The organism is Alcanivorax sp. HI0083, from assembly GCF_001635175.1.
Map to the genome: position 1 here is coordinate 1 of NZ_LWFX01000720.1, position 9,169 is coordinate 9,169.

The following is a 9,169-nucleotide window of genomic DNA, read 5'->3' on the forward strand; positions in this document are numbered from 1 at the left end:
CCTGACCCTGCGGGCCCGCCCCATAACCGCGACGCCACAAATGAGTGGAACGGTCATGTCCTGCCCGGGCGTGATTGGCTAGCCTGACTGAATCGTCAGGGAGGCTGCCATGAAATCCATTCCAACATTTTGCCGGGTCTGTGAACCCTCCTGCGCACTGATTGCCCAGGTCGACGACGGCAAAGTCACCCGCCTGCAACCGGACAAGGCCCACCCTGTCAGCAAAGGTTTTGCCTGCCACAAGGGCATTAACTACCTGGCCATCCACCAGGACCCGGATCGCCTCGATCAGCCCCAGGTACGGCAAGGCAGCCGCCGGCCCGGTGAAGGCCAATGGCAACCCCGGGACTGGGACAGTGCGATAACAGACATCGGCACCGCTCTCACCCGGATCCACACACAGCACGGGCCGGATGCCATCGGCGGCTATATTGGCAACCCCTCGGCTTTCAACGCCCTGGGCAGTCAGGCCATTGGCGATTTCTTCATGGCCATGGGCAGCCGGCGCATTTTCAACTCCGGCACCCAGGACTGCGCCAACAAATTTGCCGCCGGCGAAGCCGTGTTCGGCACCAGCACCCTGCACCCGGTACCGGATATCGAGAACACCGATTGCCTGCTCATGTTCGGCGAAAATCCGAAAGTCTCGCACATGAGTTTCATCTCCATCGCCGACCCCATGGCCAAGATCCGCACCGCCTGCCAGCGCAGCGCCCAGGTGTTCTACATCAACCCCCGCCTAATCGAATCCGCCAGCCCCAAAACCGGGGAAGTGATACAAATCCTTCCCGACACGGACCTCTATTTGATGGCCGCCCTGCTCCATGAAATGGATGCGCTGGGCCGTTTCGATGAAAACGTCATTCGCGAGCATGGCACGCGCATAGATGCCTTGCGTGCTTTTATTGCCCCCTACTCCGCTGATGCCGTGGCCGAGGTGGTAGGCCTGGGTGCCGACACCATTCGTGACCTGGCAGATACGTTCAGTGGCGCAGAGCGTGCCTGCGTGCACATGTCCACCGGCGTCAACATGGGCCAGCACGGCACACTCTGTTATTGGCTACTGCAGATGCTGAGCTTCGTTACCGGCAACCTGGACAAGCCCGGCGGCAACTTCTACAGCGAAGGGTTCTACCCCGCCGCCAAGGCCGGCCGCGCCCGCCTTGATAACGTATTTTTTCCCTCCCAGCATGGGGAAATGCGGCATATCCGCGGCGCCTTGGCCGGCAACCTGCTGCCAGACATGATCCTCGACGACGACAACCCGATCCGCGCCCTGGTAGTGATTGCCGGCAACCCCTTGCTCAGCGTGGGCGGTGAAGGCCGCTGGCGCCAGGCGCTGGAAAAGCTGGACCTGTTGATCGTCATTGATCTGTTCCGCAATGCCACGGGGGAATACGCACATTACTTGCTGCCCTCGGCAGACATGCTGGAACGCCCGGACCTGAATATCTGTGGGCTGGGCATGCAGTACCAGCCCTATGTGCAATACACTGACGCGGTGGTTCCGCCCGCCGCACAACGCCGTGAAGAATGGTGGATTCTGTCGCACCTGTTGCAGGCCATGGGACGGCACGCGCCCATGCTGGAGCAGGACCCGCCCCGCCCATTCGGCCGGCTGGATCACATGCTGTCACGTACCGGGCTTTGCGTGGACACACTGGCACAACAGCCATCCGGCACCACCGTGCTGGACACTCAATCCATCGGCCGCTTCTATACGGATTTCATTCAAACTGATGACAAACGGGTCGATTGCTGCCCACCGCTATTTGCTGATGCCATGGAACTGGCCAACCAGCAATTTCAGGCCCTGACCACCTCGACTCCAGCCTTCCGGCTGATCAACCTGCGTACCAACTACATGCACAACAGCTGGTACCAGAATGTGCCGACACTGAAACGTGGCGCCCATGCCAGCAATGCGCTGCACATGAACCCGGCAGACCTCCAGTCCATAGGCATTGATGACGGCGACGAAGTCGAGGCCAGCAATACCTACGGGCGGGTGCGAGTCAAGGTGCGCAGTGACGACAGTCTGCGTGAAGGTGTGGTCGCCATGACCCACGGCTGGGGCAACCGGCAAACACCGGGGATGCGCGTGGCGCAGCAGCACCCGGGAGTGAACATCAACGCACTGCTTCCCAACGGCCCCGGCAGCTTTGAGAAACTCAGTAATCAGGCCTTCATGAGTGGCGTGCCGGTCTCGATTAATCCGGTGGCGACTCAGCGTACCCGCGCTTAACCCAGCCAGCGAAAGGCGCGCTTCAGCGCCTGGGTGCCATCGTGGTCAATCCAGTTACCATGGGCCAGCACGATGCGCTCCGGTTGCCATTGCAGCATGCGCTGGAAGCTGGCCCGTGCCTGATCCTTGCCGCCCCGAAAAGTAAACCGGTAATCCAGTGGCGCCTGTCCGTGCGGTGCAACCACACCCGCCAGGCGCAGCAGCCACCGCAGGCGCCAATGCACTTTGCCGGGATCAAAATTCTCGATTAGATCAGCCAGGATCAGCGTGCGGCTGGGGCGATGCAAAAACACCACCTCCTCCATCACCGAGCTGCCGCGAAAGCACAACTGATCAAGAGTGTCATGCCATTCCGGCGGCGGACGGTCGCCCAGATCATCGCTGAACGACACAGATATATTCTGGCTACTGGCTCGCTCTCTCACCCCCGGTGAGGCCCAGCAACGGGCCTCGGGATAGTGTGCCGACCAGTCAGCGATATAGGCGTAGTGAATCCGGTTGGGCGACACCAGATGCGTCACCGTGCCCAGGGTTTCCAGCTGCCTGGCCAGGGGCGCGTTCCACGCCACCGGTGAATGCAGCCACAACCGGTTGCCCGGCAAACGCACAATGGTCATCCGGGTCGTGAAGGGAAGCCCTGCCCCATACAGGGCCATATGTATCACCGGCCCATCGACAATCCAGACGTCATCGGCCACCGGCTTGAGCCAGTTCACCGGTTCATACAATGACAGCACAGCCATGATACCCCTCCCTGGGCCAGACAGCCCGACAACGGGTCGTCAGAAAATTCAGTAACGCCTCGCGGTATGCATCAAACGCTTCATATTGTGGAACATGACCGATGCCCTCCAATTCAACCAGAGTCGCATCAGGAATGCGTTGCGCCGCTTTCTTGCCCAGCTGGTCATAGCGCCCCAGTTGGGCACGCTCTGATTCCGGTGCCCGGTTACGTCCCAGCGCGGTGCGGTCCCGGGTGCCGATGATCAACAGGGTGGGCACCTCAAGCCGCGCAAAATCCTGCACCACCGGCTGGCTGTAAATCATGTCGTAGGCAAGGGCGGAATTCCAGGCAATACGCGGGTAGTCCGGCCCGCGAATCCAGCCCTGTTGCAAGGTCAGCAAGGGGGCATAATCGTCTTTCCACTGGCCATCGAAATAGCTGGCCGTCATATAGGCCTTCACTTTTTCCGGGGTTTTCTTCAGCTCCCCTTCATACCAGGCATCCACGGATTGCCAGGGCACCACCGGGCGCCAGTCTTCCAGGCCAATGGGGTTCACCAATACCAGCGCATCACTGCGTTGCGGGAACATCAGGGCAAAGCGGGTCGCGAGCATGCCTCCCATGGAGTGGCCGACCACGGTCGCGCTGTCCACCTTGAGCGTATCCAGCAAACGTCGGGTTTGATCAGCCAGCACCTGAAAACTGTACTGAAAATGGGCGGGCTTTGAGGATTTCCCGAAACCGATCTGATCCGGCACCACCACGCGATAGCCCTGCTCAAGCAGGGCAGCCATGGTGGTTTCCCAATATGCCCCGGAGAAGTTCTTGCCATGGAGTAACAGCACCGTTTCGCCATTGGCATCTTCCGGCGTCACATCCATATACGCCATTTCCAGGCGCTGTTGCTGATCCGTCACGGCCAGGGTCTGGACCGGATAAGGATAGGCATAACCCGAGAGCTGTGCATCCAGCGCCACCGGCTCTGCCAGCGCCAAACGACTCAACAACAGGCAAAGCAGGACACCCAGCCCCTGACTCCATTGACGCTGAATCGATTCCCCCTTCATGGCACCTCCTCACTGGCATGTTTTTGAACACTTACCCGTTGTGAGTGCGTTTTGCACGTCCGGTTCCCGCTAATTGCCGCTGTTTTCACTGCGGGTGGGGGAAATGCAGACCAACCCGCAACCCGCCCGAGGGGCTTTCATCCAGCACCAGTTTGCCACCGTAAGCCGCCACGGTATCGCTGACGATCGACAATCCCAGCCCGTGGCCAGCAGCGCGCTCATCCAGGCGCAGCCCCCGTTGTAGCACCTGTTCGCGGCGATCTTCCTGGATACCGGGGCCATCATCCTCCACACACAGTATCAGCTGCTTGCGCTCTTCATTGTCCGCACAGCGTTCTTCCACCACGTGTACCGCCACGCGGACACGACGATTCGCCCATTTGAAGGCGTTATCCAGCACATTGCCCAACACTTCGAGCATGTCATCGCGATCAAACGGCTGAGCCGGTAGCGCCGCCATCTCCAGATGGATGTCCAGGTCACGCCGGTGAGCCTGCTCCAGCGTGGTCAGCAACAGGGGGATATCCTGCGCCGGAGAAAATGGATTACTGGTCGTCACGCCCGCCGCGACCCGGGCCCTCCCCAGGGCGCGGCGAATGTTGGCTTCCATCTGCGCCAGCTGTTCGCAGAGCAGAGCATGCAACTCCGGGTCCGACGCCGCCAGTTCCTCCGTGCAGCGATTCTTGAGAATCGCCAGCGGGGTTTTCAGCGCATGGCCAAGGTCACCCAGCGCATGACGGGAACGCTGGAGTTGCTGCTCCGTATGGCGCTGCAACCGGTTGATCTCTACCACCAGGGGATGCAGCTCCAACGCCACTGTCTCGCTCAATTCATGACGCTGCCCGCCGCGCAGTTGTTCAATTTCGTCCCGTGCCCGGCGAAGGGGGGCCAGGCCCCGGCGCAGTAACCACTGCTGGACGCCGGCCAATACCAGCAACACCACCACCCAGACCACCAGCACCACGGTGCGCGTCTGGTTATAGGTGTGCAGAATCGGGGTGTAATCCTGGGCCACCACCACAGTGATGGGCTGGCCTTTTTTTTCGTATTCACCGCGAAAGCGCAGCAACTGCTGATCCGCCGGCCCGGTTTGCAAGGCTGCATGCACCCCCGGCTGCGCAGGCACCTCCAGCTGCTGATCCCACAGCGAGCGCGACCGCCAACGCTGCTCCCCCAACAACACCACAAAATAACGCCCGGACAGGGGCCGTCGGTAAGCAGGATGCAAACGGGAGGTATCCAGGCTCAAGCGTCCTTGTGGGTCGGCCATCAGTGCGGCCAACACCCCGGCGGCATCATCGCGTAACTGCAGGCTCAGGGTCAGGCGCTGATCGCGCTCCAGCCACCACAGCGCCCCCTGGCTGATCACCACCCCGGCCAGCAGCAGGCTGACGAACAGGCTGATTCCCAGCCGACGCCCCATGGAGGTCATCGCGCTTGCCCGGTGAAGACATACCCCTGCCCACGGCGGGTTTCGATCACGCTTTTCCCCAGCTTGCGGCGCAGGCGGTTCACGTGTACTTCCAGTACGTTGGAGTCGCGGTCACTTTCGTTATCGTACAGATGAGAGGCCAGCTGCCCTTTGGAAAGCAATCGATCAGGGTTATGCATGAAGTATCGGAGCATGCGGAATTCTGCGCCGGTCAGGGTGATTTCCGTTTCCCCAGACCAGACGCTCTGGCGGTTTTCATCCAGTTTGAAAGTGCCCGCCGTCAGCTGGGCCGTATTCGCCCGGCCATGGGTGCGCCGCAACAAGGCCTGTACCCGCAGTAACAGTTCGTCAGGGTGAAACGGTTTGGCCAGGTAGTCATCGGCCCCGCTTTGCAGGCCTTCAATGCGTTCCGCCCAGCTGTCGCGGGCCGTGAGGATCAGCACGGGCACCTGTTGATTGTCCCCGCGCCACTGCTGCAGAACCTGCAAACCATCCAGACCCGGCAGACCCAGGTCCAGAATCACCAGATCAAACGGATCATCATTGAGCGCGGGCAAGGCATCACGACCATCCGCCAGCCAATCCACCGCGTAGCCATGCTCACGAAGCATGGGCATGAGCTGATCCGCCAGCGGGATACTGTCTTCGACCAGAAGAATCCGCATCAGTCGTCACGCTCGTCATCAAGGATGTCTGCGGTGCGGGCATCCATTTCAATCTCGCGGACCACCTGGTCCCGGGTCAGCAACTCAATTTCATAGATCAGCAGGCCATCGTCACGTTCCAGCTCGACCTCCAGCACACGACCTTGCGGGTAGCGTTGTTCCAGCGTTTTCAGCAACGACGCAAGCGACAGGATTTCCCCCTGCTGACGTAGCCGCAAGGCTTCATCCTGGCTAATGTCATCGGCCACACTGGAGAGCGAACACACGCACAACAGGGCGATCAAGATCGCCCTGCTCTTGCGTGGCCATCGGCCCGGCAATGTGTGGGAAAGCAAGGACTCAGTCCTTCTCTTCGCCCAGCACGTCACCATTGCTGGCATCGATATCCAGATCCCACTCCACGCCCTGCGGGTCGCGCAGCTCAACCTGGTAGATGTAGCGGCCATACTCGTTTTCCAGATCCGTGTCGGTAATTTTCGCATTGGGGTGCTTGTCCAATACTACCTTATCGAGTTTATCCAGGGACTGGATAGTGCCGTCTTTCACCAGTGTATCGATCTGGCTATGGGGTACGTCATCGGCCTGTACTGCACTGACAGACGCCACACCCAATACCGCAGCCATCAATGTTGTTTTGGTCAAAGTCATGTTTGCTCTCCTTTTCGTTGAAGTCGGGAGAACCATAACGCGCCAAGCTGAACGCAAACTGAATGCTGGCTGACACCGACCTGAACCCGGCAAGCAGAATGGGCAGCGGCCTTTTAACCGGCAAAATGCCCTTTCACCCCATTGGGGTGTGACGCAGTTATCTTTCCAGCATGAATCCGATATATTGCCCTGATAACCATTCGCGTCCCTGCTATCAAGCGGTTACCACAGCCAATTGATAAGGCGCAGGCCCACTGCGGCCACACGAAACACCGCAAACCCGTCCAGGGGGGGGCAGTCTGCGGTACGGGGGAAACCGGTCTATATGGACGGATTACTGGATTTTGTCGGGGAAGTGTACGAGGCCTCCTACAACCCGGGCCACTGGAACCGGGTGATGACACTGCTCTGCGAAAAGATTATGAATGCCCGCTCTGGCGCGATTTTTATTGAAGATCACCAGGGCGGCACCCGGAGCATGATCGGTTATCACGGCTTGCCGAAAGCCGTGGTGGCGTCCTACCGCTTTGGCATGGGCAAATACGATTACACCTTCCAGGCACAACGCGACGAGCCTGTGGGCCAGGCCCGGCAGATCATCGATTCCCGGGAAGTCAAAGACGCCCACCCTTACTATTTCCGGCTGATTCTCAAGCCCAATGACATTGGCTTTATCTCCGGCATGAACATCTACCACGACAAGGAATGGCACGTGGGCATCGGCCTGCACCGATCCTTCAATGCTGACCCGTTCTCCGACGAAGATATCGCCAAGCTACGGCTCCTCTACCCGCACTTCAAACGCGCCATCCGTATTCACCGTGAGTTCCATCGCCTGCGCACGCGCCAACAAACCCTGCACAGTGCCATGTCGCGTTTTATGCTGGGCCTGATCATTCTCGAACCGGATGGCACCGTGGCCTACCGTAACCCGGTCGCCGATGCCCTGCTCACCCACCATAACGCGCTTGCCCTGGCCGGCACTGGCATAAAAGCCTACTACGCGGATGAAAATACCCGGCTCGCCTGCCTGATTCAGAAACAGGCCAACGCCGACCCCAGAGAGATCAACACCCGTAACACCGCCATCGGGCTGCACCACCCGGACCGGGACAACGCGCTGACCGTCATGCTCGCCACCCTCAATGAAGGCAGCACACCAGACGGTGGTGAACCCACTAACGGTTCCGTGGCGCTCTATATTTCCGATCCTGATTCGCCGCTGAACATCCCTGCAGAAACCCTGCGTGCGCTCTACGAAATGACTCAGGCAGAATCCAATGTGGCCATTGCCCTGACCAACGGCCTCAGCCCTGGCCAGATCGCGGAGAATAATGGAACGTCGGTGGATACCGTGCGCTCACAGCTGAAAGCCATTTACAGCAAAATGGGCGTCAGCAAACAGCAGGATGTGATCCGCACCCTGTTATCCGGCGCCATGCAGGTGCTGTGACCCAACCCGCAGCACACACCGTGATAACGGATTCATGGAGGATGCAGGCCAAGACGTGTCTTGAGGAAAGGACAAGAACGACAACCCGATGCGGTTGTCGCGTGTTGCATGATGCGTGAACCGTGCTGCGGCGGCATAGCGGCAAAAAAAACCGGCCAATTGGCCGGTTTTTTTTTACTGCCAGAAGGGAGCGATTATTTTTCGAGAATCGCTACCACACCCTGACCACCCGCGGCACACACGGAGATCAGTGCGCGGCCGGAGCCTTTTTCGTTCAGCAGCTTGGCGGCGTTGGCGATGATACGGCCACCGGTAGCCGCGAACGGGTGACCGGCTGCCAGGGAGGAACCTTTCACGTTCAGTTTGCTGCGATCGATGCTGCCCAGCGCCTTGTCGCGACCCAGCTTCTCTTTACAGAAGCTTTCGTCTTCCCACATTTTCAGAGTGGTCAGTACCTGGGAAGCAAACGCTTCATGGATTTCATAGAAGTCGAAGTCCTGCAGGGTGATGCCGGCCTTGTCGAGCATGCTCGGCACGCCATAAGCGGGCGCCATCAGCAGGCCTTCTTTCTTGCCGATGAAATCAACGGCGGCGGCTTCGCCCAGGGTCAGGTAAGCCAGAACCGGCAAACCGCGCTCCTTGGCCCACTCTTCGGTGGCCAGCAGTACCGCAGAGGCACCGTCAGTCAGCGGCGTGGAGTTGGCCGGAGTCATGGTGCCGTCCGGACCACCAAAGCAAGGCTTCAGGGTGCCCAGTTTTTCCAGGGTGGAATCGCCACGCATATTGTTGTCGCGCTCCAGCCCCTTGAACGGGGTGATCAGGTCATCCTGCCAGCCATCTTCATAGGACTTGGCCAGGTTCTGGTGAGAGCGCCACGCCAGCTCGTCCTGCGCTTCACGGGGAATACCCCACTCTTTCGCAGTGATCGCCTGGTG

The 9,169-nt window shown here is 59.7% G+C and carries 8 protein-coding genes and 1 pseudogene; 2 read left to right on the forward strand and 7 right to left on the reverse strand.

The annotated features are described in order from the left end of the window. Nucleotides 1-109: 109 nt before the first annotated feature. Nucleotides 110-2,245: a molybdopterin-dependent oxidoreductase gene (locus A3754_RS07060; RefSeq protein ID WP_063519178.1), complete on the forward strand. Its 2,136-nt coding sequence runs from the start codon at nucleotides 110-112 to the stop codon at nucleotides 2,243-2,245. Here the strand turns inward: A3754_RS07060 and A3754_RS07065 are convergent. The 6 genes from A3754_RS07065 to A3754_RS07090 all read right to left on the reverse strand — a co-directional run bounded on the left by A3754_RS07065 (nucleotide 2,242) and on the right by A3754_RS07090 (nucleotide 6,781). Then, a complete protein-coding gene (locus A3754_RS07065) occupies nucleotides 2,242-2,988 on the reverse strand; it encodes a DUF4336 domain-containing protein (RefSeq protein ID WP_063519179.1) in 747 nt (248 codons plus the stop codon). The genes A3754_RS07060 and A3754_RS07065 overlap by 4 nt on opposite strands. Then, on the reverse strand, nucleotides 2,966-4,036 hold the full coding sequence (locus A3754_RS07070; protein WP_063519180.1) for an alpha/beta fold hydrolase: 1,071 nt from the start codon (nucleotides 4,034-4,036) through the stop codon (nucleotides 2,966-2,968). The genes A3754_RS07065 and A3754_RS07070 overlap by 23 nt, the downstream gene beginning before the upstream one ends. A gap of 85 nt (nucleotides 4,037-4,121) precedes the next feature. Then, nucleotides 4,122-5,468, reverse strand: coding sequence for an ATP-binding protein (locus tag A3754_RS07075; protein ID WP_063519181.1), 1,347 nt, complete (start codon nucleotides 5,466-5,468; stop codon nucleotides 4,122-4,124). Then, a complete protein-coding gene (locus A3754_RS07080; protein WP_063519182.1) occupies nucleotides 5,465-6,133 on the reverse strand; it encodes a response regulator transcription factor in 669 nt (222 codons plus the stop codon). The genes A3754_RS07075 and A3754_RS07080 overlap by 4 nt, the downstream gene beginning before the upstream one ends. Continuing rightward, nucleotides 6,133-6,417: a PepSY domain-containing protein gene (locus tag A3754_RS07085; protein ID WP_231880471.1), complete on the reverse strand. Its 285-nt coding sequence runs from the start codon at nucleotides 6,415-6,417 to the stop codon at nucleotides 6,133-6,135. Before A3754_RS07085 ends, A3754_RS07080 begins: the two co-directional genes overlap by 1 nt. 55 nt (nucleotides 6,418-6,472) lie before the next feature. Next, the gene (locus A3754_RS07090; RefSeq protein WP_063518919.1) at nucleotides 6,473-6,781 is read right to left on the reverse strand and encodes a PepSY domain-containing protein; all 309 of its coding nucleotides are present in this window, start codon (nucleotides 6,779-6,781) and stop codon (nucleotides 6,473-6,475) included. 325 nt (nucleotides 6,782-7,106) lie between these two features. On the opposite strand from A3754_RS07090, the gene A3754_RS07095 reads away from it, so the two are divergent. Continuing rightward, entirely contained in the window at nucleotides 7,107-8,234 is a 1,128-nt protein-coding gene (locus tag A3754_RS07095; protein WP_063519183.1) for a LuxR C-terminal-related transcriptional regulator, read from the forward strand. A 194-nt stretch (nucleotides 8,235-8,428) separates the two neighbouring features. Here A3754_RS07095 and A3754_RS07100 read toward each other — a convergent pair. Next, nucleotides 8,429-9,169 (reverse strand): annotated as a pseudogene (locus tag A3754_RS07100) (acetyl-CoA C-acyltransferase); the annotation flags it as partial.

What these genes read in the sequence shown, in the direction of transcription:
- A3754_RS07060 (WP_063519178.1), top strand. Translation starts at nt 110, where the DNA reads ATGAAATCCATTCCAACATTTTGCCGGGTCTGTGAACCCTCCTGCGCA.
- A3754_RS07095 (WP_063519183.1), top strand. Translation starts at nt 7,107, where the DNA reads ATGGACGGATTACTGGATTTTGTCGGGGAAGTGTACGAGGCCTCCTAC.
- A3754_RS07080 (WP_063519182.1), bottom strand. Translation starts at nt 6,133, where the DNA reads ATGCGGATTCTTCTGGTCGAAGACAGTATCCCGCTGGCGGATCAGCTC.
- A3754_RS07075 (WP_063519181.1), bottom strand. Translation starts at nt 5,468, where the DNA reads ATGACCTCCATGGGGCGTCGGCTGGGAATCAGCCTGTTCGTCAGCCTG.
- A3754_RS07065 (WP_063519179.1), bottom strand. Translation starts at nt 2,988, where the DNA reads ATGGCTGTGCTGTCATTGTATGAACCGGTGAACTGGCTCAAGCCGGTG.
- A3754_RS07090 (WP_063518919.1), bottom strand. Translation starts at nt 6,781, where the DNA reads ATGACTTTGACCAAAACAACATTGATGGCTGCGGTATTGGGTGTGGCG.
- A3754_RS07070 (WP_063519180.1), bottom strand. Translation starts at nt 4,036, where the DNA reads ATGAAGGGGGAATCGATTCAGCGTCAATGGAGTCAGGGGCTGGGTGTC.